Consider the following 24,556-nt stretch of genomic DNA (forward strand, 5'->3'; position numbering starts at 1 on the left):
CCTCATGACGTCCTTCCTTCAGTCGCTGACCGCTCTCTGGAAACAGCTCGGGCTCAACCAGCGCATTTCCCTGATCGTCGCCACCCTCGCCGTGACCGGCGCGGTCGCGGCGCTCGTGGTCTGGTCGCGCCAGCCCGATTACCGGCTGCTTTACGGCCGGCTGGCCGACAAGGATTCCGCCGCCATCGTCAGCACGCTCCAGGCGCAGGGCGTGGCGTATCGCCTCACGCCGGACGGCGCCGGCGTTTACGTGCCCGCCACCCAGGTGCACCGGCTGCGCATGGAGCTCGCCGGCAAGGGGCTGCCCGGCGGCGAGGGTGTCGGCTTCGAGATTTTCGACAAGGGCCAGTTCGGCCTCAGCGATTTTGTACAGCGCACCAACTACACCCGCGCCCTCCAGGGCGAACTGGCGCGCACCATCTCGCAGCTCGACGGCGTGGCGCGCGCCCGCGTCATGATCGTGCAGCCTGAAAACCGCCTCCTGCTCATCGACCAAGGCGTGAAGCCCACCGCCTCCGTCTTCGTGGAACTCTCCGCGCCCCGGCTCGACACCGAGGCGGTCAACTCGATCCGCAACCTCGTGGCCAACGCCGTGCAGGGCCTCTCGCCCGACCAGGTCGCCGTCGTCGACCAGAAGGGCCGCGTGCTCTCGGCCGAGTTGCAGGACGACCCGACGCTCGCCAACGCCTCCAGCCAGATGCGCTACCGCCAGCAGGTGGAGGAGTATTTCGCGCGCAAGGTCGAGTCGCTGCTCGCGCCGGTCGTCGGCCCGGGCAACGCCGTCGTGCGCGTCTCCGCCACGATCGACACCGAGGCCGCGACGCGCGTCGAGGAGCGGTACGATCCCGACGTGCAGGTCGTGCGCACGCAGACCACGACCGAGGACGTGACCAACTCCAGCGAAGCCCGCGCCGGCGGCACCGTCGGCGTGACGGCCAATACCGGCGGTCCGCCCCCGCCGACCGACCAGGCGCGTCCCACCGTCACCAACGACCAGACGCGCAAGAACCGCACACTTTCCTACGAGATCAACCGCACGCTCACCAACACCACCCGCGCCCCCGGCACGATCCGCAGCCTCACCGCCGCCGTCTTCGTCGCGCCGCGCCCCGCGGCCTCCGCGGACGGAGAGCCGGCGCCCCGCACCGAAGCCGAACTCGACGCCCTGCGGCAGATCGTCATCAACGCCCTCGGGCTCCGCGCCTCGGCCATGCCCGGCCAGCGGGTCGAGGATCTCGTCGCCTTGCAGGAGATGCCCTTCCGGAGCGCGCCGGTCGACGAACGTATCGAACAACTGCATACGGAGACGCGCGTGCAGGGCTGGATCGAGGCCGCGAGCCGCTATGTGGCGGTGGCCGTGGCGCTGCTCGTTTTCCTCGTCTTCTGGCGCATGCTCAGGCGCCAGCGCGCCGACACGGTGCCGGTCGAGCTGCTCGACGGCGCGCCCGCCGCCGCCGGGGCGGGCGAGGGCGGCGGCGCGGAAAAACCGGGGCCGCTCACCCCCGAAATGCTCAATGCGCTGATCCGCCAGAAACCCGCCAACATCGGCGCCGCCCTGCGCGACTGGATGACGACGAAAAAGAGCTGAACGACCCATGGCCGACATCGACTACCACAACCTCTCCCGTCTTCAGAAACTGGCGGTGTTTCTCATCGTCATCGGCCCCGAGGCGGCGGCCGAGGTGCTGAAGCATTTCGAGGACCCCGAGATCGAGCAGCTCTGCCGCGAGATGGGGCAGTTCACGCTGGTCAGCGACGCCGTGCGCCAGCATGCCATCGACGAGTTCACGCCGATCGTCGGCGAGGGCCTGCTCTCCACCCTCGGCGGCCTCGAGTTCGCCCGCCGGGCGCTCGAGATCGCCCGGGGCGAATACAAGGCGCAGACGCTGCTCACCCGCGTCGGCGCCAGCACGGCGCTTTCTTCCGGCGACGTTCTCGCGGACATCGCCGAGATGGAGGGTCGGCAGATTTACAACCTCGTCAAGGAAGAGCAGCCGCAGACCATCGCCTTTGTCCTCTCGTATCTGGAACCGGCCAAGGCCACGGAGATTTTTTCGCTGATCGAGCCCGACAGCCGCGACGAGATCCTCGAACGTCTCGGCACGATCGACAGCACCTCGCTCGCGCTCGTGGGCAAGGTCGTGCGCAACCTCGGCCGGCACTTCGACCGCAAGATCGCGCCGTCCTTCCACCACAGCGGCGGCGTGCGCGCCGTGGCCGATCTGCTCAACGGCATCGACAAGGATTCGTCCAAGGCGCTGCTCACCCGCCTCGAGGAGCGCAACAGCCAGCTCGGCGCGGCGATCCGGAGAAAAATGTTCAGCTTCGAGGACATCCGCCGCCTCTCGACGATGGACCTCCAGCGCGTGCTGCGCGAGGTCGAGGCGTCGCAACTGGCGGTCGCCATGAAGTCCGCCACCGAGGCGTTGCGGGAAAAAATCTACTCCTCCCTCTCGAAGCGGGCCGGCGAGGGCCTGCGCGACGAAATCTCCATGCTCGGCCCGGTGCGCCTGCGCGATGTCGAGGCCGCGCAGGACGCGATCATCCAGACCGTCCGCCTCATGGAAGAGGAAGGCGCGATCTCCCTCGATGGCGGCGAAGCCGCGATGGTCACCTGAAACCGCCATGAGCACCGCCGCCGCCACTCGCACCTTTGTCCTCCGCTTCGACCGCCCGCTGGCCGGAGCCGCGCCCGTCCCTGCCGCGAACGGCGCCACCTCCTCCGCGACGGCCGCGACCGGAGCGCGTCCTTCCGCCGCCGACGAACTCGCCGCCGCCCGCGCCCGCGGATACCGCGAGGGCGAGGAAGCCGCCCGCGCCGCCGCCGGCCGTGAACTCGCGGCGCTGCGCGAGGAAATGCGCTCCGTGCAGCAGGGTCTCTTCGCCCGGCTTGCGGGCATGGATGAAATCCTGCTCGCGCAGATGCGCGCCGCGCTGCCGCCGCTCGCCATCGAAGTCGGCCGCCGCCTGCTCGCCGGGTTCGAGCCGCCCGAGGGATTTGTCGAGCGGATCTGCCGCGAGGCGCTCGACCAGCTTTGCCCGGAACGCGAGGGACTCGAACTCGTCGTGTGCCCGCGCGATGCCGCCATCGTCAAAAAACTCGTGCCCGAATGGCGCAACCATTTCCCCGGCCTCAAGGTCACGCGCGACGACACGCTCGCGCCCGGCGATTGTCTCGTGCGCTCGCGGTTCGGCCTCACCGACGCGCGCGCCTCCACCCGCCTCGAAACCCTCCGCCGCGAACTCGTCGCCCCGTCCTCATGAGCCCTTCCGTTGCCAGTTATGTCGATGTGCTCCGCACCCAGGTGCGGCACGCCCCCGCCGTCCGGCGCCTCGGTCGCGTGACCGCGGTCACAGGACTCGTCATCGAATCCGAGGGACCCCATGTCGGCCTCGGCGACATCTGCGTGCTGCGCTCGGGCCGCGACGACGATTTCGAGGTCATGGCCGAGGTGGTCGGTTTCCGCGACGAACGCGTGCTCCTCATGCCGCTCGGCGAGACCACCGGCCTGCACGCCGGTTGTCCGGTGGCCGCCGGCGACCGTCCGCCGCTGCCCGTGGCCGGCCCTGCCTTGCTCGGCCGCGTGCTCGACGCGATGGGCCGCCCTTTCGACTCGGGCGGGCCGCTGCCCGTGCGCCGTGCCGAATCCTCCGATTCCCGGCCGCCGCATCCGTTGCGCCGCCAGCGCATCCGCGAGGCGCTGCCGACCGGTGTGCGCGCGCTCGACACTTTCGCGCCGCTCGGCCGCGGCCAGCGGCTCGGGCTCTTCGCCGGTTCCGGCGTGGGCAAGTCCACGCTGCTCGGCATGATCGCGCGCGGCTCGGCCGCCGACGTCGTGGTCATCGGCCTGGTCGGCGAGCGCGGGCGCGAGGTGCGCGAGTTTCTGGAAAAGGATCTCGGCCCCGAGGGGCTCGCCCGCGCCACCGTCGTGGTGGCCACCTCCGACACGCCGGCCCCGCTGCGCCTGCGCGCCGCGTTCACCGCCACCGCCATCGCCGAAGCCTGGCGCGATTTGGGGAAAAACGTGCTCCTGCTGATGGATTCCGTCACCCGCTTCGCGATGGCGCAGCGCGAGATCGGCCTGGCCATCGGCGAGCCGCCCGCGACACGCGGCTACACGCCCTCCGTCTTCGCGCTCCTGCCCCGCCTGCTCGAGCGCACCGGCGCCGGCGAGACCGGCTCCATCACCGCGCTCTACACCGTGCTCGTCGAGGGCGACGACATGAACGAGCCGGTGGCCGACGCCGTGCGCGGCATCCTCGACGGCCACCTCGTGCTTTCGCGCTCGCTCGCCCATGCCAACCATTATCCGGCCATCGACGTGCTCGAAAGCGTCAGCCGCCTCACCAACGACATCTGCACGGCCGGGGAAGTGGAGTCCGCCGCCCGCGCCCGCGAGCTGCTCGCGCTTTACCGGCGTAATGAAGATCTCATTACCATCGGCGCCTGGCAAAAAGGCGCGAACGCCGCGCTCGACCGCGCGGTGGCCCTGCACGAACCGCTCCGCCTGTTCCTCCGCCAGCGCGTGGACGAGATTGTGCCGCGCGGCGAGGCGTTTGCCCGGCTCGGGGAGGTGATCGCATGAAACGCTTCCGTTTTTCCCTGCAATCCGTGCTCACCGTGCGCGACATCGCCGAGCAGCAGCAGCGCGGCAAGCTCGCGCTCGTCCTGCGCGCCCACGCCGAGGCGAAGGTGGCGCTGGAGGCCGCGCGCCTTCGCGTGGTGGAGGCGGCCAACGAACTCTGCGCGGTGCGCATCCGCGCTTTTCTCGCGGGCGAGCAGCCCGGTTTCGTGCGGGCGTGGCAGACGTCGTGCGAAGCGGAGCGACGCGCCGTGGAGGCGCTGCGCCTCGCCCGCGAGTCCCTCGCGCAGGCCCGCGCCGGCTGGATCGCAGCCCGCCGCAACCTGCAAGTGCTCGAAAACCTCAGGCAACGCGCCCGCCAGCGTCATCGCCGCGAGTGCGACCGCGTGGAGCAGATGCTCCTCGACGAGTTCGCCTCCCTGCGGTTCGCCCGCGCCCGCATTTTTCCGGATTCATGAACGCCTTCCGCTCTCCACTCCTCGTTGCTCTCCTCGGCATCGTCTCGGGCCTCGGCGCCGGGCTCGGCTGGTTCTGGCTGAAAGCCCGGCCTCTCGTCACGGAGGCCAGGGCCGCCCATGCCGCGATTGTCGCCGCCCGCGAGGCCGCGCTTCGCGCCGCCGCCCGCCCGGAAAAACCGTGGGATTTCTGGACCATCGGAATCGAAAATCTTTCCGCCGAGCTGAAGGATGGGAAGGCGCTGCTCGCCCGCCGCGAAGAGGAAATCAACCTGCGCGAGGCCCGGCTCGAAGCGAGGGCGGCCGAGATCGAAAAGATGCGCGCGCAGCTCGAGGCGCTCCGCCGCGAGATCGATACCCGTTTCGCGGAGATGGGCGCCGAGGAGGCGAAAAACCTCCGCACGCTCGCGCAGACCTACAGCAATCTCACGCCGAAGGCCGCCGTGGCGATCATGGGCAAACTCGACGACGAGACCACGGCCCGGCTCCTCTCGCTCATGAAACCCGACATCACCGGCGCGATTTTCGAGGAGATGGCGCGGACTTCCGCCGCCGACTCCGAACAGGCGAAACGCGCCGCCGCCCTCTCCGAACGCCTGCGCGTGCTCCGTGCCGTCAAGAAGGAGACGTCCCCGCAATGAACTTCCCGCCCGCCACTCTTTCCGCGGCTTCTGCCGCCGCCACATCGACCGCCGGATTGTTCGCGCCGCCCGCCGCGCCTGTCCCGTCGGCGGCCGGCGACGATAGCGATGCCGGAAACCGCGCCGGCGGCGGCACCTCCTTCGCCACGCTGCTCGGTCTGCTTGTCGCGCCGCCAGCCGCCGCGGCCGGCTCGCGGGCATCCGGACCGGAGTCATGCGATGACGACTACGTATACGCATCCGGCCTCGCCGACACGACTGCTGACGCCGGCAACGACGATGCGACGACGACCGCTCCCGATGCCGCAACTCTCGCCGCGCAGCTCCCGTTTGCCCTGACCGGCCTGTTTGTCGCGCCGCCGGAGCCGGCGCCAGCCGCAAGCGAATCCGGCGGAGCGGCGACGTCCCCGTCGCCGGACGCGCGCCAGCGCGCCCACGTCGGCCTTCAGGCCAACACCCTATTCCCGATTTCTTCCGCGCCTTCCGCCGCCGTTGCCTTCGCGACCCCGCCCGCAGCCGGCGGCGGGACTGTCGTCCCGTCCGGCGACGGTTCGTCAGAAAAAGTCGCCGCTCCGGTGATCCCGCTGGCGGAGGATGCCTGGACCGGGCCGCAACCCCCCTCCGTCGGCCAGACCGGCGAAATCCCGGCGGCGCTTCCGGACCCGTTCCACGTTCGCGGGATTGCTCCTTCCGTTTCCGCCAGCACGGCCGCTCCGGCCTCCGCAACTCCCGACCCGGCACAATTTGCCTCCCCGGCTTTCACCGCGCAGAGCGAGGCGGTTTCCCTCCAGGCCGACGAGGGAAATAACATGACGCAACCTGTTGTTGCCAAACGCTCCCGCCCGACATCCGCGGCGGTTGGCATCGAAACTGCGAAAAGCGCTGCGTCCATGCCTGCCGACGTCTTCAGCACACCGGCGGCGCCGGCCGGCCTGTCGGCCGCGAATGCGCCGCTGTCATCCGCCGCCGTTCCTTCCTCACCCGCCGCTCCGGTGATCGATCCGGCGCGGGCGGTGCATGCGGTGGAGGCCGTGCAGCGGGTAGCGGACACCGCGGCCGCGCTCGCCGACTCCGGCGGGAAGGCCGTCAGCGTGAGCCTCGACTTCGGCGACGAAGGTCCGCTTACGGTGCAGGTCTCGCTGCGCGAAGGCGCGGTGCATGCGGTCTTCCGCAGTGATTCACACGACGTGCGCGCCGCTCTCACCACGGCCTGGCAGCAGTACTCGGCGCGCTCCACCGACGCGGCGGTGACCCTGGCCGAGCCCGTTTTTCTTCCTCTCCACGCCGCGCCGTCGCCGGGTTCCGGCAATGCCGGGCACCCACCGCACTACCAGCAAGGCCCGGGACTCCAGGCCCAGGCCGACGGGCAATCCGGCGGGGGGCACCGCCAGCACCAGCCGGACCCGCGTTTTGCGGACCGCGATGCTCCGGGGTCTTTCGAACCCGAGCCGGTCTCTCCTGCCTCCGTCCCCGTGACCCGGGTCCGTAGCACGCTCCCGGATACAGGACGCCTTGCCGCCATCGTCTGACCAGAAAACACCATGACCGTCACCGCCACCACCAACAACAACACGGAAGCGACGACCTCCGGGAATTCGTCCTCCACCGCCCGAAACACCTCGAGTTCGCTCAGCCAGGCCGATTTTTTCGCCCTGCTCAGCGTCCAGTTGCAGAACCAGGACCCGCTCAACCCGGTCGACGACACGCAAATGCTGGCCCAGATGGCCCAGTTCAGCGCGCTCGCCCAGACCGAAGAGCTGGTCAGCCAGATGGGTTACCTGCGCGCCGATCTGCAGATGCAGGGTGCGTCCAGCCTCATCGGCAAGGAGGTGACGGTGGCCAGCGACGGCGAGCTGATCACCGGCACGGTCGAGGCGATCGCGGCCGACACCGACGCCGTCTATCTCAAGATCGGCGAGTACTACTACAACTACAACGCGATCGTCGAGGTCGCCCAACCCGAACCCGCCCCCGCCGGCGCCTGATCCCCGCACTCTGTCACCAATCCCTAACTACCAACTACAAACTACCAACTCCAATCATCATGGCACTCATCGGCACACTCACCTCCAGCGTCAGCGCCCTCTCCGGTTTCACCGAGGGGCTCGAAGTCATCGGCAACAACATCGCCAACGTCAACACGACCGGCTACAAGAGTTCCAGCGCCAGCTACAGCGACTCGTTCAGCAACACGCTGCGCGCCGCCACCAGCGTCGACTCCTCGCGGCAGACGGGCACCGGCGTGCAACTCGCCGGCATCTCCACCAACTTCACCCAGGGCAGCATCTCCACGACCGGCGTGTCCACCGACCTCGCCATTTCGGGCGAGGGCTATTTTATGGTGACGGACGGCACCCACGACTATGTCACCCGCGACGGCTCCTTCACCTTCACCGAGGACGGCTTTCTGGTGAACGCCAGCGGCCACAACGTGCTCGATTCCGCCGGCAACGTGATCCAGGTGCCGGATTACGAAACCGCCCGGTCGACCAGCATCGCCAGCGACGGCACGATCACCTATGTGGATGCCGCCGGCGTGTCGAACACGCTCGCCGCCAAGATCGGCATCGCCAAGGTCGGCGACGAGACGCGGCTCATGAAGGAGGGCAACAATCTTTACGATTTCAGCGCGACCACCGCCACCCTCGGCAGCCCGGGCGACAATGGCACCGGCACCCTCAAGACCTATTCGCTCGAACTCTCCAACGTCGATCTCACCGCGGAGCTCACCAACATGATCACCATGCAGCGCAGCTTCCAGGCCAACGCCCGCATCGTCACGATTTCGGATACGATCCTCGATGACATCGTGAACATGAAGCGCTCCTGATCCGCTCCGCCCCGCATCGTCGCTCCGGCAGAAATCCCTCCTCCCGACCGCCCACTCACCGCGCCATGGCCGCAAAAACAGACATCACCGCCGACACGCAAGGCTCCGGGGAACCGGCCCGGGCCGGCGGTTCCCTTTCTTTCCGAAGCTGGCTCCCGCTCCTCTTCGCGCTCGTGCTCACGCCGGCCGTCACGTGGGCGGTCGTCCAGTACGTGGTCATGCCGCAACTGCGCGCCGGGCTGTTTCCCGATTCCTCCCCGGCGTCCTCCGCCCCGGTCGCGGGCGAGGGCGTGAAAGCGCCCGGCTGGGGCAGCTATGGCGGCGCGGGCCGGTTCGGCGAACCGGGTGCGGCCGGGGCGGCGGGTTCCTATACCTTCGAGAATGTCATCGTGAATCTCGCCGGCACCCAGGGCACGCGTTACCTCAAGGTGACCTTCATCGTGACAGGGTCCGATCCGGAGCTGGCCGCGACGTGCGAGGCGAAGCGCCCGCAGCTTCTCGACGTGACGCTCAACGTGCTCTCGTCCCTTTCGCTGGCCGACCTCGAGGAGGCGGGCGCCCGCAATCTCCTGCGCGAGAAACTGGTCACCGCGATCAACGGGGCCATCGGCAAACGCGTCGCCGAGCAGATCTGGTTTTCCGATTTTGTCGTGCAGTGAGCACCGCCGCCATGTCCGACGAACCGGAAAACACGCCGGAGCCTTCCGGCGCTCTCGACCAGAGCGAAATCGACCGGCTGCTCGCGCAGACCGTCGACGCCGACACCGCCGGCAGCGGCGGCGGAAGGGCCGGGGAGCGCCCGCCGGTATTTCGCGCCGACGGCAGGCGAACCGGCGATGACGATGCCGCCACGCGCATCGAAGCCTGGGATTTCCGCAGCCCCGTCTTCCTCTCCGAAGCGGAGTTGCGCCGTTTGCGGTTGCAGCATGAGGACTTTGTCCGCGCGCTCGGCGCCCGCCTCGCCCTGTTCCTGCGCATGGAGTGCGCATTCCGGATGTCACGGCTGACGACGCAGCCCTACCAGAAATTCGCCGAAGCGCTGACGGCTCCCGTGCATATCTGCCTGTTCCGGGCGGAGCCGCTGCCCGGCGTGGGCCTGGTGTCGATCAGCCCCTCCCTGGCGATGACGCTGGTGGACCGGATGCTCGGCGGCCGGGGCCACTCGGTGCGCGCCGGCCGGCACCTGACGGAGATCGAGATCGCGTTGATCGAGGACGTGCTCCTGATCCTGCTGGAGGAGTGGTGCGGCCAGTGGAAATCGGCGCAGGAGCCGCATCCGCAGATCGTCGGCCACGAGAGCAACGGCTGTTTCCTGCAAACCTCGGCGCGCGACGCCGTGATGCTCGTGCTCGTGCTGGACGTGAAGTTCGGGGACTGCGCCGAACAGATGCAGGTCGGCGTGCCCTGGTACATGATCGAGCCGGTGCTCCGCGATCTCCAGGCGCGCCGTCAGCAGCATGCGACGGCCTCGCCCGCCGCTCCCGCCGTGGCCGTCTGGAAGCCGGTTTACGAACACATCACGCTGCCGGTGCGCGCCGAGTGGCCGGTATTCGAGGCGTCGTTGCGCGAGATCGCCAGCCTGCGCCCGGGCGACGTGCTCGAGTTGCCGGTCGGCGTTCTCGACGACACGCGCGTGCTCCTCGCGGGCACGGAAAAATTTGCCGGCACCGTCGGCGTCGAAGGCGACCGCGTCGCCGTGAAAATCAACCGCAAGCTCTCCGTATCGGAACCCGCCACATGACCACCGCTCCCGCCACCGAACAAAAAACATCCGAAAAAGCCCTCGACCTCGTCCTTGACGTGAAGGTGAAGGTCACCGTGCAACTCGGCTCCTGCCAGTTGTCGATGCGCGAGGTGCTGGCGCTGTCGCCGGGCGCCGTCGTGCAACTCGGCCAGCGCGCGACCGATCCGGTCGGCCTCTACGTGAACGACAAACTCGTGGCCTGGGGCGAGGTGGTTGTGGTGGAGGAAAACTTCGGCATCCGGATCACCGAAATCGCGGGCGACAAGACGTGAGCGGAGCACGCATACTTTCCAGCATAACCCGCTGGCTGCCCAGGGTGGCGATCGGCTGCGTCGCATTGGGGACGGCGCAACCGGTGACGTCCGCCGGACCGGTCCCGGAAGACCGGTCCGGCGGCACGCTGCTCATCCCGTCTCAGGAGGCGTCGCCGACGCCTGGGACGGGGGAGGGGGGGGAGCCTCCGGTGGCCGGGTCGCCTCGCGGGCTGCTGCGGCCGGAGGGCGGCGGCGCGGGCTGGCGCTGGCTGGCAGTCTCGCTTTTCTGCGCGGCCGGCGCGGGCTGGTTTTACCTGAAACGGCGCGGCGGCCTGTTCGCTGCGGCGCGCGCGACGGAGCGCCGGATCGTGATCGAGGAAACGCGCTCGCTCGGCAACCGGCAATACCTGGTGCTGGCGGGCTGCGGACGCCGCCGGTTCCTGATCGGAGTAGCGCCAGGACGGATACAACTGATCGCTCCGGTGGACGAGGCGCCGGAAGAAGCGAAGCGGAAGGAAGGGGACGTTCCCGATGACGATGAGTAAAGATTCCCGGAGCAAGCTCCTCCGCGCCAGAGTGGAAGGCGCCTCTCGAAAAGTGGACATGCCTGACGCCGTGGCACGGGCTTCCAGCCCGTGGGCTTGCGTGACATGGCCATCCTGGCCATGTGTCCGGAATCATGGGCTGGAAGCCCATGCCACGGCGCAGGGGCAACGCTCACGGGCTGGAAGCCCGTGCCACTCCGGAGCCTGTCCGGTTTTTGAGATGCGCGCCCGGGGGGGAGGGGCGTTGCTGGCGTTTGCCGTGCTGGTCCTGGTGTTGTTCGTCGCGCCGGCGCTTCACGCCCAGGCGGCGGCTCCGTCCTCGCCTCCCGCGGCCTCGTCGCCGGAACCGTGGCGGCTGGCGATCAATCTCGAAGGCGGCGAAAAGCCGGGCGAGATCGGCGTCGGCCTGCAGATCGTCATCGTCATGACGCTGCTGACGGTGGCGCCTTCGCTGGTGTTGCTGATGACGTGTTTCACCCGGCTGGTCATCGTGCTGGGTCTCGTGCGCACGGCGCTCGGCGTGGCCAACGCGCCGGCCAACCAGATCGTCATCGGCCTGTCGCTGTTCCTGACGTTTTTTATCATGGGCCCGGTGTTCCGGAAAGCCAACGAGGTGGCGCTCCAGCCCTACATGGCGGGCGAGATGCGTTCGATGGATGCGCTCAAGGCGGCGGCGGAGCCGGCGAAGGAATTCATGCTGAAGCAGACGCGCACCCGCGATCTCGAGTTTTTCCTGCAACTGGGGCGCTTCCCGCCGACACGCGTGCAAGACCTGCCGTTGCGGGTGATCGTGCCGGCGTTCGTGATCAGCGAATTGCAGACGGCGTTCCAGATGGGATTTTTGTTGTTCCTGCCCTTCCTCGTGGTGGACCTGCTGGTGTCGTCGACCTTGATGTCGCTCGGCATGATGATGATGCCGCCGGCGATCGTTTCGCTGCCTTTCAAGCTCCTGCTCTTCGTGCTGGTGGATGGCTGGTACCTCGTGGTGCGCAGCCTCGTGGAGAGTTTTAACGTCTAGCCCTGCCGTCCCGCCGCCTTTCCGGTCATGTCCTCCGAAGCCGCCATCGACCTGCTGAAACAGGTGATCCTTTTCGCCCTCTATATCGTGTCGCCGTTCATCGGGCTGATGCTTCTGGTCGGCCTGCTGACGAGCCTGGCGCAATCGGTGACGAGCATCCAGGAGCAGACGCTGACCTTCGCGCCCAAGCTGCTCGCGCTGGGGCTGATCTTCATCCTGCTGGCGCCGTGGCTGCTGCGGACGCTGGCCGAGTTTGCCGCCACGTGTATCCTGCGCATGGCGACGGTGGCCTCCGGCTGAGGCGGGAGGACGCATCCCGTCATGCCCGTCGAATGGCTTCTCGTCTGGACGCTGACCGGGCTGCGTGCGCTGGGCGTGGTCATGATGCTGCCGATGCCCGGCGGGCAGCCGATGCCGCCGATGTTGCGGGTGGCCTGTGCGGTGATGCTGGCCACGCTGCTGGCGGGCGTGGTGACGCACACGGCGTTGCCGGTGCTGCCGGGCTGGCCGGCGCTGGCCGAGGCGGCGGTGCGGGAGACGGTGCTGGGACTGGCGCTCGGGTTTGTGGGGCGGACGGTGTTTGCCGGCGCGGAGCTGGCGGGCCGGCTGATCGCCAATGAACTCGGGTTGATGGCCGCGCCGGGTTTCGACGTGCCGACGCCGGCGCAGGAGCCGCTGCCGGCATTTGTCGGGGGTTTTGCCGCGCTGCTGTTTTTTGTGATGGGCGGGCACGAGGGCGTGCTGGCGGCGTTTGTGCGCAGCTTCGATCTCGCGCCGGCGGGCGCGGCGCGGTTCAGCCTGCTGGCGGGGGAGACGCTGGCGATCTCGACGGCGTCGGTGATCGAGTTCGGGGTGAAGATGGCCGCGCCGTTTATCGCGCTGAATTTCGTGGTCTCGCTGGCGTTTTCCATTCTCGGCCGGGCGGTGCCGCGGATGAATGTGTTCATCGTCAGCTATCCGGTGCGCACGCTGGTCGGCCTGTCGGTCCTCGCCGGCGCCGGCGGCCTGTTCGGCCGCTATCTCTGGCGGGCGATGGAAATGCTGCCGTGGCGGATGCTGGAAATAGTCGGACGGAATTGAACCGGGGCGAGATTGCGCCAGGCGCGGTGAGGTCCGGAAGGAATGGCCACAAAAAACACGAAAAAACATGCTGCGCATAGGAACCCCCCATCGCGCTTATAAGCGCGCGGGAGATCCTCGTCGGGGAAAAGACATTTTGTGTTTTTTGTGGCCATTCCTTCCTACAGGGGACTGTCGGCAAAAATTGCCGGGTGCGGATTCCGGTTGTCGCACGCGGGCGGATACATTTTTTAAAAATAATCTTTTGTGGTTTCAGGTCAGCATCTTGCGGTTCTGCTGATCTCCCTGGCATCGACCCTGCAAAGGGAGGCGTTTCCCTTGCATGGCAGAACACGACCAGGACCAGAAGACCGAGCTCCCGTCGGAAAAACGGATTTCCGAGGCGCATGAGCGCGGGCAGTTCGCGAAGTCGCCGGAGATCGGGATCGTCTTCATGCTCGCGGCCGCGTTCGGCGCACTCTCGCTGGCCGTCGAGGACGGCGCGCGCAGCGTGGCCGAATACACGGCCGGCGTTTTCCAGCAACTGCACACCACCCGTGTCGAGGCCGGCTCCGTACCCGTGCCGATGATGACCGGGGCGCTCACGATGGCCGGCGCGCTCGCCCCCCTGCTGGCAGCCAGCATCGCGGCCTCGCTGCTCTCGGGCGGATTGCAGACCGGCTTCCGGCTCACCCCGAAGGCCTTTGGGTTCAAGCCGGAACGGCTCGACCCGATCAAGGGATTCGCGCGGGTGTTTTCGAAACGCACCCTCGTCCACGGCGGCATCGATTTCCTGAAGGTGCTCGTCATCGCCTTCAGCCTGTGGCTGGCGGCGCGCACGTTGCTGGCCGACCCGCTGTTCACCGCGCCGGTCGAGACCGTCTACCTCGGCGAATTCATCCACCGCAGCACGATGGCCCTGCTCGCCCGGCTGCTGCTGGCGATGGGGATCATCGCGGCGATCAGCTACGGCTACGAGCACTACAAAAATTACCGCGAACTGATGATGACGCGCCAGGAGGTGAAGGAAGAACGCCGCCAGGCCGACGGCGACGCGCTCGTGAAATCCGCCATGCGCCGCATGGCCCGCCGCCTCGCGCAACGCCAGATGCTCGCCGCCGTGCCGACCGCCGACGTGGTCGTCACCAACCCGATCCACTACGCCGTGGCGCTCAAGTACGAGCGCGGCGTCGACAAGGCGCCCGTTGTCCTCGCCAAGGGCGACCGGCGGCTGGCGATGCGCATCAAGGCCATCGCGGCCGGGTACGAGGTGCCCGTCGTCGAGAACCGGCCGGTGGCCCGTCTGCTTTTCGCCACCGGCGAGGTGGGCAAGCCGATCCCGTCGCACCTTTACCAGGCCGTCGCCGGCATCCTCGCCCTGGTGTATCGCACGCACCGCTACTATTTCTTCCGCCTGAAATCCCGCCGGGCCGGGATGGGAACCACCGCCTGAGGCCGCCGCCGACACGCCATGACGCCCGCCGCCCTCCCGACCGCTCTCGAACCCCCCGCCACCGCCGGCAATGGCCTGCTGCGCCGCGCCGACCTGATTTTCATCGCCGCGCTTTTCGGCACCGTGCTGATGCTGATCGTGCCGGTGCCGCCGTTCGTGCTCGACATGCTGATTGCGATCAGCCTCACGATGTCCCTGCTCGTGCTGCTCGTGATCATCTACGTGCGCGATCCGGCGGAGTTTTCCGGATTCCCCACGGTGCTGCTCGGGCTGACGCTCTATCGCCTGGCGCTCAACATCTGCACGACGCGCCTGATCCTGACGGAAGCGCATGCCGGCGCGATCATCGACTCCTTCGGCCATTTTGTCATACAAGGGAACTACATCGTCGGTTTTGTCGTCTTCGTGATCCTCGTGGTGATCAACTTCGTGGTCATCACCAAGGGCGCGGGCCGCATCGCCGAGGTGAGCGCGCGTTTCACGCTCGACGCGCTGCCCGGCAAGCAGATGGCCATCGACGCGGAGCTCAACGCCGGAATCATCGACGAGGCCGCCGCCACCGCCCGCCGGCTCAAGGTCCAGAAAGAGGCCGATTTTTACGGGGCGATGGACGGCGCCTCCAAGTTCGTGCGCGGCGACGCCATCGCCGGCATCCTCATCACGCTGGTCAATGTGATCGGCGGTTTTGCGATCGGCGTTTTCCAGATGGACCTCTCGCTGGCGGACTCGCTGACGAAGTTCACCCTGCTCTCCATCGGCGACGGCCTCGTGACGCAGATCCCGGCGCTGATCGTCTCGGTGGCGGCCGCCCTGCTCGTCACCCGCGCCTCGGGCGACGGAGATCTCGGTTCGCAGGTCGGCGGGCAATTGCTGCGTTATCCGCGCGCGCTCCAGGTCGTGGGCGGGATGCTCGGCGTTTTTGGCCTCATCCCCGGCATGCCGCTGCTGCCGTTCGCCGGTCTGGGCGGGCTGTTGTGGTATGTGGCGCGCACCCTGCCGAAATTTGTGCACGAGGAAGGAGCCGCTCCCGTCGCCGGCGGCAAGGGCGGCCGTCTTGCGGGCAAGGCCGCGCCGGGCGGCCCGGAGCCGGGCAAGGGCGGCGCGCCGGCCGGGAAGGGAAATCTCCCCGAAGACATCCGCAACCTGATCGACCTCGACGTGTTCGCGATCGAGGTGGGTTTCGGGCTCCTGCCGCTGGCCGACCAGAAGCAGAACGGCGACCTGCTGGCGCGCATCACCGGCGTGCGCAAGACGCTGGCGCGCGAGCGCGGCGTGGTCGTGCCGCCGATCTCGGTGCGCGACAACCTGGAACTCGAATCCAGCGCCTACCGGTTCCTGCTGCGCGGCAAGACGCTCGCGCGCGGCGTCGTGCAGGCGGGCCGCTGGATGGCGATGAACGTGGGCGGCAGCAAGGTCGCGCTGCGCGGCACGCCCTGCAAGGAGCCGGTCTTCGGCATCGACGCCGTGTGGATCGACGAGGCGGAGCGCAAGACCGCCGAAGTCAACGGCTACACCGTGGTCGATGCGGCGTCGGTCATGGTCACGCACCTGTCGGAAGTGCTCAAGGGCGTCGCCCACCACCTGCTCGGCCGGCAGGACGTGCAGACGCTGATCGACCACGTGAAGCAGACCCACCCGGCGTTGGTCTCCGAACTGCTCCCCGACCTCGTCAACCTCGGCATCATCCAGCGCGTGCTGCAAAACCTGCTGCGCGAGGGCGTGCCGATCCTGAACCTGCCGGTCATCCTCGAAGGCATCGGCGATTACGCGCCGGTGACAAAAAATCCGGACGAGCTGTCGGAGCTGGTCCGGCGCCGCCTCGGGCTGTACTTTACGACCGAATACGAGATCCGCCCCGGCGTGATCCGGGCGGTGACGATGGACCCGCGGATGGAGCAACTGCTCCTCTCGAAAGTGCATCGCTCGGCGAGCGACGTCGGCCTCGCGCTCGATCCGCTGACGGGCCGGCATCTGCTGGCGGAGCTTTCGTCGCGGACGAAGCCGATGGTCGAATCCGGCGAGCCGCCGGTGCTGCTCGTGAGCGCGGAGCTGCGGTTGCCGTTGCGACGTTTTGTCGAGCCCTCGTTTCCCCGGCTCGCGGTGTTGGCGTTTCAGGAATTGCCGGGCGCGACCGAGGTCGAGAGCGCGGGCATGGTCGGGATGCCGGCGGCGGGGGTGCCGGCTCCGTCCGGAGCGGCGACGGCGGCGAGGCCGGCTGCGCGGGAGGGTGAGCGGAAATGAACGGCGCGCCGGCAGTCGCGGCGGCAACGCGAAGGGCGCGCCAGGGCGCGTCCGGCGGCGGGGACGCCGCCGCTCCGGGTTCCTTCCGCCTGGTCGTGCATTCGGCGGACGAGGCGGTGCGGACGATCCGCCGGGAGATCGGGGCCGATGCCCGCGTGCTTTCGGTGCGGAGCCTGCCGGGCTCGGGCTGGGGACGGTTTTTCGGACGTCCGCAACTCGAGGTGATCGGCGAGGTGAAACGGCCGGAGATCGACGAAATGCCGGTGTCCGTCGCGCCTTCGCTCGCGGAGGAAACGCCCGGGACGGCGATACCGGAACCGGCGCCGGAACTTCCGCCGGCGGCGGCAGCGGCGGGGGCGAAGGAGGACGAGAGCGACGGGTGCGGCATTTTTCCCGAACTGCTGCGGCGCGCGGAGCGGGCGTTGCCGGCGCGGACGGCGTTTTTCGGCCTGGCGGGCTCGGGCTGCACGTCGGCCTTGTGCAAGTGGATCGCCCGCGAGGTGCTCGATCGCCGGAAAGGCGGCACGGTCTGGCGGGTGACGCTGGACCGGCCGGTGCGGCCGTCGGTCCTCGATGTGTTTTGCGAAGCGCTGCGGGTGCCGTTGCTTTCATGGCGACCGGGCATGCCGGAGCCGGGCGACGGGTTTTTGCAGGTGGACCTGCCGCCGTTGTCGATCGGCCCGGAGAACGGGGGGAACCGGAAACTGGCGGCGTGGCTCGACCGCGAGCGGATCGCCGGCCGCGTGCTCGTGCTCAATGCCGCCTGTGCGACGGATTCGCTGCGCGCGGCCTGCGCGGCGGGGCGCACCGCGGGAGCCACGCATCTGGTGCTCACGCACCTCGACGAGGTGCCGCATCGCGGACGCCTGTGGGAATGTCTGATCGAAAGTGAACTCGCGCCGCTGTTCCTCGCCACCGGGCCGGGGCTGTCGGGCGACATGGAGGAAAACGTGGTCGGCACGCTGCTGCGCCGTCCCGGCTCCTCCGCCGGATTCTGATGAAACTCCCGAACATGCGCTCCATTTTCCTTTTTTCCGGATTCGTCGGCTTCGTGATCGTGCTGCTGGCCGGTTTCTCGGCCGGGCGCGCTCCGGACCTCGTGCTGCGCGACGCCGCGTTCGGCTGCCTGGCCGGCGCGCTCCTGGGCCGCTGGTTTTCCGGTGTCATGACCGGAGCGATACGCGAGGCCCTGCAAGCGAAGCGCGAGGCGGCGAAGGCGCGCGCCGAGTCCCCGGCGCCGGCCGCTCCGTCGAAGTCCGTTCCCCCGGCCAGAACCGCGCCCGGCGCGGCGCGCGTGCCGTTTCCTCCTCTGCCACCGCGTCCGTCCGCGCCGCCGGCGCCGGCGGCGCGTTCCCGCTGAAGCCTGAAATCCGAAAACCGATCCTGCCATGTCGCTCGCACTCACCGAACCCGCGTCTGTCACCGAAGAGCCGTTGGCCGTGTCCGCCGCCCCGGCCGCCGCTGCCGTTTCCACGGCCTGGCGCGCCTACCAGAACGCTGCCGCCACCGCCCCGGGTGATGACCCGCGCGACGAATCGACGCTCATCGGCCGTTACCTGCCGCTGGTGCGCAATGTCGTCGACCGGATCAAGATGAACCTGCCGGCCCACGTGGAGGTCGAGGACCTGTACAGCGTCGGCGTCACGGGGCTGCTCGCGGCGATCCGGCGTTACGATCCGGAGCAGGGCAACACCTTCGCGGCCTATGCGACGCTGCGCATCCGGGGCGCGGTGCTCGACGAGTTGCGTCGGCTCGACTGGTGTCCGCGCCGGGCGCGGGCCAAGGCGCGCAAGATCCGGGACGCGATCAACGAGCTGGAGCAGCGCCACGGCCGGGCGGTGACGGAGGACGAGGTGAGCGCGCATCTCGGCATCTCGCGGCACGATTACGAGCACTGGCTGGAGGAGTCGCGCCCGGTGACGTTTGTGGCGATCGACCAGCCGGTGTCGGGCGAGGAGGGCGACGGCGTGTCGCTGCACGAGATCATCCCCGACCGCAACCATACGCTGGCGCACGAGCGGATGGAAAAGGAGGAGGTATGGCAACTTGTCGCTCAACGAATCACGGAACTGCCCGATATACAGAGGCGCATCCTCGCCATGTATTATTTCGAAAACATGAGGCTGGCGGAAATCGCCACCGTTTTTCACCTCACGGAGTCGCGCATTTGCCAGATCCATTCCCAGGCCGTGCTGACGTTGCGGGCCTGGATCCTGCGGGCGCGCAACCGCTGACCCCGCCGGGAGCCGCCACTGTTTTTCCCTCCTCTTGCCATGACGATCCTGATCGGAGTTTTTGTTGTCCTCGCCGCCGCGATCGGCGGTTTCATGCTGGCGGGCGGCAATCCGCTGGTGCTGCTGCACCTGTCGGAATACGTGGTGATCATCGGCGTGGCGCTCGGGCTGCTCATCATCGCCAGCCCGCCGCATGTAATGCGCGACGTGGTCCGCAAGGTGGGCGAGGCGTTTCGCGGACGGCGGATGAAACGCATGGAGTATTTCGACCTGCTGAAACTGCTCTACGAACTGTTCGTGCTCGGCCGGCGCAACGGGCTGATCGCGCTCGAGGAGCACGTGACGGCGCCGGAGCAGAGCGGGATTTTTCAACGGTACCCGGCGTTTGCCGTCGATGCGGAGCGGCGCGAGTTTTTGATGAACGCGCTGCGCCCGGTGATCGACGGCCGCATCAAGCCCGACCAGCTCGAGGAGCTGATGGGGGCGGAGCTGCGGGCCAAGGCCGAGGAGGCGGATCATCCCGTGCATCTGCTGCAACTGGTGGGGGACTCGCTGCCGGGCATCGGCATCGTGGCGGCGGTGCTCGGCATCATCAACACGATGGTGGCCATCGCCGACGGGCCGGAGATCGTGGGCGTGCGGGTGGCGGCGGCGTTGACGGGCACGCTGCTCGGTGTGTTTTTCGCCTATGGTTTCGTCAACCCGATGGCCAATCGCATCCGGCTCAACAATCTCACCGATCAGCAGTGCCTGCGCTGCATCATGATTTCGGTCGTGGGTTTTGCGAAAGGGCTGGCGCCGATCACGGCGGTGGAGGTGGCGCGGCGCTCGCTCGACAGCTCGGTGCAGCCGGGCGCGGAGGAACTCGAGGCCGCGCTCAAGAGCCTGCCGATGCCGGGGAAAAACTGAGGAGCTGCCTTTCCTGAAAATCGCGAATTCCCGAACCGGAATGGCCACAAAAAACACAAAAAAACAAGCCGCGCATGAAACCCTCCATCGCGCTTACAAGCGCGCGGGAGAATTCCGCCGGGAGCAAAGATTTTTCGTGTTTTTCGTGGCCATTTCTTCTGTCGCGGCGCAGTCGCCCCGGACTCTTTCGCGGCTGGAAAAAAATTCTCCGGAGGAGGTGTGTCATGGCCGGTAAGTTTGGCGGCAGCGGGGCGTGGAAGGTGGCGTACGCCGATTTTGTCACGGCGATGATGGCGCTGTTCATGGTGCTGTGGATCTCGGCGCAGAACGACCAGATCCTCATCTCCACCGCGAAGTATTTCCAGTCGCCGACAAAACCGCTGCTCAACGATGCGTCCGGCGTGATGCCGTTTGACCGGCAGCGTCCGCCGAACCGCGACGCCACCGGCGAACGGGACGATCCCGGCACGGGGCGGACCGACAGCAAGTTCATCGATCTCGAATACCTCAACACGATCGCCCGCGAACTTTTCCGGCTGCTCAAGCTGGACGAGAAGCGCGACGACAACCCGATCGCCATCCAGGTGACGGACGAGGGCCTGCGCATCACGCTTTACGATCGCAACGAGCGTCCGCTGTTCGAACCGCAGGGAGCCCGGTTCACCGAGTGGGGGCGCTTTGTCATGGAAAACCTCGCATGGCTGATCGACCGCGACGGTTTTTATGTGACGCTGGAAGGGCACACCCGCAGCGGGCAGGAACCGGAGGGCGCGGCGAACGGTTATTCGGCATGGGAATTGTCGGCCGACCGCGCGAACGCGGCGCGCCGGGAGCTGACCTCGCAGGTGGTGAGCCCGGCGCTGATCGAACGCGTCATCGGCTATGCCGACACCCGCCCGTTGCCGAAGACCGATCCGTCCGCCGAATCCAACCGGCGCGTGACGCTGACCCTGCGGCTGCCGCAACCGGCGCGGGAAAAACTGAAAGCGACGCGACCAACTGCGGCCACTGCCGCGGAAAGGGCTACGCCGGAAACGGAGCCCTGACCCGCCGGTCTTTTTTGAGAGCATTCCTGAAAATTGTTTTCCCGATCAGGTTAACCACTCATGCACACCAATGGACACTAATAATGCAAAATACATTAACAGTCACCTGGTTGTATTTTGCCTCATTAAATTCATCAGTGTCCATTAGTGTGTATTAGTGGTTTAAACATGTATCATCAGAACCTCTCTTGAAAATGAAACCGTATCTGAGTGAACGTCCCCGGATCGATTTGCCCGCTCTGGCCAAAGGCAAGGCGGCGGTGCTGTCGTGTTTTGTCTCGCTGAAGGACACCCGGATAAAACCGCCGCCGGCGACTCCCGAAACGGTGAACGGGAAAACGGCCGGGTCCGTCGTGGAGAATGCGGCCCCGGAGGCCGCTGGCGAAGGAGAAGGCGGGCCGCGGGTGGACTGCGAGCGCGACGAGGAGGGCCGGATCAGCCGGATCATCGTGACGAGCAGCAGCGGCGAACGGATCGCGATCGAGTGCCGGTACGGGGAGGAAACCTGAGGTGCGACAAAGGCAGGGATTCATCCGGTGTTCGTCATTCGATGGCCCTGAATTTTTAGCCGCAAAAGGGCACAAAAATCTCCACGTGGATGAAAGGTTGCGTGGCGCTTATAAGCGCCATGGAGAGTTTCCTCGCATAAAAACCCTTTGCGCCCTTTTGCGGCTAAAAATTCAGGGCAGGTCGATGCCCTGCTCGCGGTATTCGTGAAGTTTGTTGCGCAGGGTGCGGATGCTGATGTTGAGCAGTTCGGCGGTTTTGGTGCGGTTGCCGCCGGTGGTGCGCAAGGCGTTGAGAATCGCCTGGCGCTCGAGTTCATCGAGCGGGATGATATCGGGTGATCCGGACAGCGGTTCGCCGGCCGGAGCGGGTTCGTTCTCGCTGGCGGGGGGCGGGAGCCATTCTTCGGCCGGCGGCACCGGTATCGGCTCCGGCGGTGGCGGGGGCAGCGCGGGCGGGCCGGCCGCGGGCATGAACGGCGGGCCGGACGAGCCGGGCGGAAACAATTCCCCGAAGGGCTTGCGGACCAGCGAAGGCAGGCTGAGCGCGGCCGTCGAGACGGGGCGGCCGTTTTCGGAAAGGATGACGGCGCGCTCGATGGTGTTTTGCAATTCGCGCACATTGCCCGGCCAGGGGTAGGCGGCGAGCGCGGCCAGCGCCTGGTCGGAAAAGCCGGGGATGCGCAGCGAGTATTTGCGGGCGAAGCGGCGCAGGAAGTCTTCCGCGAGGAGCGGGATGTCGTCGACGCGTTCGCGCAGCGGCGGGATGTGCAGCGGGAAGACGTTGAGCCGGTAATAGAGGTCGGAGCGGAAATCGCCGCGCTCGACGCTGCGGGCGAGATCGCGGTTGGAGGTGGCGAGGATGCGGACGTTGACCTTGATCGTGCGCGTGCCGCCGACGCGCTCGAACTCGCGTTCCTGGAGCACGCGCAGGAGCTTGGCCTGGAGGTTGGGCGAGATTTCGCTGACTTCGTCGAGCAGGAGCGTGCCGCGGTTGGCGAGCTCGAAGCGGCCTTCGCGGCGGTTGGTCGCGCCGGTGAAGGCGCCTTTCTCGTGGCCGAAGAGCTCGCTTTCGATCAGCGTTTCGGAAAGGGCGGCGCAGTTGACCTTGATGTAGGGACCGGTGCGACGGGAGGAGTGGCGGTAGATCTCGCGCGAGATCATTTCCTTGCCGGTGCCGTTTTCGCCGGTGATGAGGACGCTGGTGTCGGTGGGAGCGACACGCCGGGCGAGCTGGCGGAGGCGGAGCATGGCGGGGCTGTTGCCGAGGAGGTCGCTGGTGTCGTCGGGCTGGTCGTTGAGGTGCCGGTTGACGTTGATGAGCTGGTGGTACGACTCGGCCTTGCGCAGGAGGATGTCGAGCTGGTCGATCGTGAACGGTTTTATGAGGTAGTCGAAGGCTCCGGCCTTCATGCAGGCGACGGCGTTTTCGATGGTGCCGTGGCCGGTCATCATGACCACGAGCGGCCGGTCGGGGAGCATGTTGATGTGCTCGAGAAGTTGCTGCCCGTTGCCATCGGGCAGGCAAACGTCGAAAAGGGCGAGGTCGAAGGATTCGCGGGCAACAAGATCCGCTGCCTGCGCAATCGTGCCGGCGGTGACGACCGCCAGCTTCCTGTGCAGGAAAAGCGTTTCCAGATGCGAGCGGATAAGCGGCTCGTCATCGAGAATGAGAATTCTGTCAAGTGCCATGAAAACAGGGCTCGTGAGTCGGGAGGGAGGCGGCAGGCAAACCTGAAAGCGAACCGCCACAGCCCACAACGTGGGCGAAATCACCGGAAGATGTCACCTGCACTCTGGGATGAAAAAGCCTGTTTCCATGAGACGGATTCCCGTAAATCCCGTCGCAAGCGAACGGAATTCATCGCGGGCGGGGAAAGCTACGTCGCGAGCAGGGACAACAACTTCGAATTCATGTCATCCGCGCGGCGGAGCATGCTGACATGCGCCTGGCTGAGAACCTGCAGCCGGGCGAGAGCGGTGGTGGAGGCGGCGACATCGACATCGCGAATGCGGGAGAGCTTCGATTCGAGCGCGGTGCCGGTCGATTCGAGCGTGCCGGCGGCGTAGTCGAGCCGGCTTTCCACGCTGCCGACGGCGGTGAGGCCGGCGGTGACCTGGCCGATCGCCTCGTCGAGGACGGAGATCGCGTCGGGATCGGAAAAATCGAAGGTGAAACTGCCGCCGGCGTCCTGGGTGATGAGCGACAGCGTGGCGCCGGTGCGCAGGTTGATGACAGGGAGTTGCACCGTCTCGTCGGCGTGGATGCCGATGGCGAGCAGACTGCCGCCATCGGCCCCGAAGAGGGGAGTGCCGTTGTAGGAGCCGAGCGGATCGGTGATGTCGGCGACGCCGCCGGTTTCGGCCTGGGAGCCGCCGATGACCGAGCGGAGGTGCTCCTGCAACTGGATGAATTCGCTTTTGTAGAGGGCGACGTCGGCCGGGTCCTGCACTTCGTTTCTGGCGAAGGTGGCCAGTTCGTTCATGCGGGTGAGCGTGCTGTTGAGGGAGGTGAGGTAACTGCTGGTGGATTGCAGGCGGCTGATGCCGTTCTGGATGTTGACCGAGGCGGCGTCGAGGCGCGCCTGTTGCGAATCGGCCTTGGCGGCGGCGCCGGTGCCGGCGGGGTCGTCGCCGGCGGCAAGCAGACGCGAACCGGAGCCGAGGCGATAGAGCACGCGGTCGAGCGCCGTCTGGTTGTGGTCGAGGCTGGAGAGGAGGAGGCGGGCGCCGGAACTGAGCGAACGGGTGGTTGACATAAAAATGCGGGAAGGAAAACGGGCGGCGGCGATCAGCGCCTCGCCGGCGCCAGGCCGGGCAGGGAAGGCAGGGCGCTCCCCGGGGCGGCGGGCATGGCGGCGGCGTGGTTGGTGGCGGCGATATCCGCCAGCACTTCCTTGCGGATGACGGGAATCTCGCGCGGGGCGTTGATGCCGAGCTTGACGGTATCGCCATCGATGCGGGTGATGACGATCTCGATGTTGTGACCGATCAGGATGGCGTCACCGGCCTTGCGGGAGAGGACGAGCATGGCGGGC

Annotated in this window: 28 protein-coding genes; 25 read left to right on the forward strand and 3 right to left on the reverse strand. The window is 67.4% G+C overall.

Going from position 1 to position 24,556, the window contains the following annotated elements:
* Positions 1–4 precede the first annotated feature (4 nt).
* The 25 genes from OPIT5_24830 (at position 5) to OPIT5_24950 (ending at position 21,521) form a co-directional block, all read left to right on the forward strand.
* The gene (locus OPIT5_24830) at positions 5–1,588 is read left to right on the forward strand and encodes a flagellar M-ring protein FliF (protein ID AHF92941.1); all 1,584 of its coding nucleotides are present in this window, start codon (positions 5–7) and stop codon (positions 1,586–1,588) included.
* Between the two features lie 7 nt (positions 1,589–1,595).
* Positions 1,596–2,618 carry a flagellar motor switch protein FliG gene (locus OPIT5_24835; GenBank protein ID AHF92942.1) on the forward strand — a complete coding sequence of 341 codons (1,023 nt, stop codon included), beginning with the start codon at positions 1,596–1,598 and terminating at the stop codon, positions 2,616–2,618.
* 7 nt (positions 2,619–2,625) lie between these two features.
* The gene (locus tag OPIT5_24840; GenBank protein AHF92943.1) at positions 2,626–3,264 is read left to right on the forward strand and encodes a flagellar biosynthesis/type III secretory pathway protein; all 639 of its coding nucleotides are present in this window, start codon (positions 2,626–2,628) and stop codon (positions 3,262–3,264) included.
* Positions 3,261–4,586, forward strand: a complete 1,326-nt coding sequence (gene fliI / locus OPIT5_24845; GenBank protein AHF92944.1) for an ATP synthase — start codon at positions 3,261–3,263, stop codon at positions 4,584–4,586. The genes OPIT5_24840 and fliI overlap by 4 nt, the downstream gene beginning before the upstream one ends.
* Positions 4,583–5,041, forward strand: a complete 459-nt coding sequence (locus tag OPIT5_24850) for a flagellar biosynthesis chaperone (GenBank protein ID AHF92945.1) — start codon at positions 4,583–4,585, stop codon at positions 5,039–5,041. Before fliI ends, OPIT5_24850 begins: the two co-directional genes overlap by 4 nt.
* Positions 5,038–5,679 carry a hypothetical protein gene (locus OPIT5_24855; GenBank protein ID AHF92946.1) on the forward strand — a complete coding sequence of 214 codons (642 nt, stop codon included), beginning with the start codon at positions 5,038–5,040 and terminating at the stop codon, positions 5,677–5,679. Before OPIT5_24850 ends, OPIT5_24855 begins: the two co-directional genes overlap by 4 nt.
* Positions 5,676–7,208, forward strand: coding sequence for a hypothetical protein (locus OPIT5_24860; GenBank protein AHF92947.1), 1,533 nt, complete (start codon positions 5,676–5,678; stop codon positions 7,206–7,208). Before OPIT5_24855 ends, OPIT5_24860 begins: the two co-directional genes overlap by 4 nt.
* A gap of 12 nt (positions 7,209–7,220) precedes the next feature.
* Positions 7,221–7,664, forward strand: a complete 444-nt coding sequence (locus OPIT5_24865; protein ID AHF92948.1) for a flagellar hook capping protein — start codon at positions 7,221–7,223, stop codon at positions 7,662–7,664.
* A gap of 59 nt (positions 7,665–7,723) precedes the next feature.
* Positions 7,724–8,509 carry a flagellar basal body rod protein FlgG gene (flgG, locus tag OPIT5_24870; GenBank protein ID AHF92949.1) on the forward strand — a complete coding sequence of 262 codons (786 nt, stop codon included), beginning with the start codon at positions 7,724–7,726 and terminating at the stop codon, positions 8,507–8,509.
* Positions 8,510–8,574: 65 nt separating this feature from the next.
* Positions 8,575–9,168 (forward strand): flagellar basal body protein FliL, encoded by a 594-nt coding sequence (locus tag OPIT5_24875; protein ID AHF92950.1) that lies wholly within the window; start codon positions 8,575–8,577, stop codon positions 9,166–9,168.
* Positions 9,169–9,179: 11 nt separating this feature from the next.
* Positions 9,180–10,250 (forward strand): flagellar motor switch protein FliM, encoded by a 1,071-nt coding sequence (locus OPIT5_24880; protein ID AHF92951.1) that lies wholly within the window; start codon positions 9,180–9,182, stop codon positions 10,248–10,250.
* Positions 10,247–10,525 carry a flagellar motor switch protein FliN gene (locus tag OPIT5_24885; GenBank protein ID AHF92952.1) on the forward strand — a complete coding sequence of 93 codons (279 nt, stop codon included), beginning with the start codon at positions 10,247–10,249 and terminating at the stop codon, positions 10,523–10,525. Before OPIT5_24880 ends, OPIT5_24885 begins: the two co-directional genes overlap by 4 nt.
* Before the next feature lie 191 nt (positions 10,526–10,716).
* On the forward strand, positions 10,717–11,052 hold the full coding sequence (locus OPIT5_24890; GenBank protein ID AHF94744.1) for a hypothetical protein: 336 nt from the start codon (positions 10,717–10,719) through the stop codon (positions 11,050–11,052).
* A gap of 220 nt (positions 11,053–11,272) precedes the next feature.
* Complete coding sequence (locus OPIT5_24895) at positions 11,273–12,070, forward strand: flagellar biosynthesis protein FliP (protein ID AHF92953.1); 798 nt, start codon at positions 11,273–11,275, stop codon at positions 12,068–12,070.
* A gap of 27 nt (positions 12,071–12,097) precedes the next feature.
* A complete protein-coding gene (locus tag OPIT5_24900; protein ID AHF92954.1) occupies positions 12,098–12,370 on the forward strand; it encodes a flagellar biosynthesis protein FliQ in 273 nt (90 codons plus the stop codon).
* A gap of 21 nt (positions 12,371–12,391) precedes the next feature.
* Positions 12,392–13,150, forward strand: a complete 759-nt coding sequence (locus OPIT5_24905; protein ID AHF92955.1) for a type III secretion protein — start codon at positions 12,392–12,394, stop codon at positions 13,148–13,150.
* A 322-nt stretch (positions 13,151–13,472) separates the two neighbouring features.
* Positions 13,473–14,582, forward strand: coding sequence for a type III secretion protein (locus OPIT5_24910; protein ID AHF92956.1), 1,110 nt, complete (start codon positions 13,473–13,475; stop codon positions 14,580–14,582).
* A 78-nt stretch (positions 14,583–14,660) separates the two neighbouring features.
* A complete protein-coding gene (locus OPIT5_24915) occupies positions 14,661–16,823 on the forward strand; it encodes a flagellar biosynthesis protein FlhA (protein AHF92957.1) in 2,163 nt (720 codons plus the stop codon).
* Positions 16,820–17,821 (forward strand): flagellar GTP-binding protein, encoded by a 1,002-nt coding sequence (locus tag OPIT5_24920; protein ID AHF92958.1) that lies wholly within the window; start codon positions 16,820–16,822, stop codon positions 17,819–17,821. The genes OPIT5_24915 and OPIT5_24920 overlap by 4 nt, the downstream gene beginning before the upstream one ends.
* Entirely contained in the window at positions 17,821–18,183 is a 363-nt protein-coding gene (locus tag OPIT5_24925) for a hypothetical protein (protein ID AHF92959.1), read from the forward strand. Before OPIT5_24920 ends, OPIT5_24925 begins: the two co-directional genes overlap by 1 nt.
* A 28-nt stretch (positions 18,184–18,211) precedes the next feature.
* On the forward strand, positions 18,212–19,057 hold the full coding sequence (locus tag OPIT5_24930) for an RNA polymerase subunit sigma-28 (protein AHF92960.1): 846 nt from the start codon (positions 18,212–18,214) through the stop codon (positions 19,055–19,057).
* Between the two features lie 39 nt (positions 19,058–19,096).
* A complete protein-coding gene (locus tag OPIT5_24935) occupies positions 19,097–19,966 on the forward strand; it encodes a chemotaxis protein MotA (GenBank protein AHF92961.1) in 870 nt (289 codons plus the stop codon).
* Between the two features lie 40 nt (positions 19,967–20,006).
* Positions 20,007–20,201 (forward strand): hypothetical protein, encoded by a 195-nt coding sequence (locus tag OPIT5_24940; protein AHF92962.1) that lies wholly within the window; start codon positions 20,007–20,009, stop codon positions 20,199–20,201.
* A complete protein-coding gene (locus tag OPIT5_24945) occupies positions 20,191–21,012 on the forward strand; it encodes a flagellar motor protein MotB (protein ID AHF92963.1) in 822 nt (273 codons plus the stop codon). The genes OPIT5_24940 and OPIT5_24945 overlap by 11 nt, the downstream gene beginning before the upstream one ends.
* A 194-nt stretch (positions 21,013–21,206) precedes the next feature.
* On the forward strand, positions 21,207–21,521 hold the full coding sequence (locus tag OPIT5_24950; protein AHF92964.1) for a hypothetical protein: 315 nt from the start codon (positions 21,207–21,209) through the stop codon (positions 21,519–21,521).
* Positions 21,522–21,692: 171 nt separating this feature from the next.
* On the opposite strand, the gene OPIT5_24955 is transcribed toward OPIT5_24950, so the two are convergent.
* The 3 genes from OPIT5_24955 to OPIT5_24965 all read right to left on the reverse strand — a co-directional run bounded on the left by OPIT5_24955 (position 21,693) and on the right by OPIT5_24965 (position 24,549).
* On the reverse strand, positions 21,693–23,210 hold the full coding sequence (locus OPIT5_24955) for a Fis family transcriptional regulator (protein ID AHF92965.1): 1,518 nt from the start codon (positions 23,208–23,210) through the stop codon (positions 21,693–21,695).
* A gap of 188 nt (positions 23,211–23,398) precedes the next feature.
* Positions 23,399–24,277, reverse strand: a complete 879-nt coding sequence (locus OPIT5_24960) for a flagellin (protein AHF92966.1) — start codon at positions 24,275–24,277, stop codon at positions 23,399–23,401.
* Between the two features lie 32 nt (positions 24,278–24,309).
* A complete protein-coding gene (locus OPIT5_24965; protein ID AHF92967.1) occupies positions 24,310–24,549 on the reverse strand; it encodes a carbon storage regulator in 240 nt (79 codons plus the stop codon).
* Positions 24,550–24,556 lie beyond the last annotated feature (7 nt).

The sequence above is a fragment of the Opitutaceae bacterium TAV5 genome (assembly GCA_000242935.3).
Lineage (GTDB): Bacteria > Verrucomicrobiota > Verrucomicrobiia > Opitutales > Opitutaceae > Geminisphaera.